Genomic DNA, 233 nt, shown 5'->3' on the forward strand with positions numbered 1-233 from the left:
GGCTCGAAGGTTGCGGCATTGGTGGGGTTACCCGGCTCGATCGGAGTTGCCGGAATCGAACCCTTATCCTTCGGGTTAGAGCCCTTGTCCTTCTCTTCCTTATCCGGGATGCCGTCACCATCGTCATCCTCGTCCTCGGTGTCAGGCTTACCGTCATTATCGGTATCCAGCTTGAAGTTCGCCTTCACCTCATCGGTGGTCTCGTCCGGGTAAGTCACCGTAACCGGAACATC

Annotated in this window: 1 pseudogene; it reads right to left on the reverse strand. The window is 56.7% G+C overall.

Going from position 1 to position 233, the window contains the following annotated elements:
* A pseudogene (locus tag HMPREF2943_RS12520) lies at nucleotides 1–233 on the reverse strand (hypothetical protein); the annotation flags it as partial.

The organism is Corynebacterium sp. HMSC072D12 (assembly GCF_001813925.1).
GTDB classification, from domain to species: Bacteria; Actinomycetota; Actinomycetes; order Mycobacteriales; family Mycobacteriaceae; genus Corynebacterium; species Corynebacterium aurimucosum.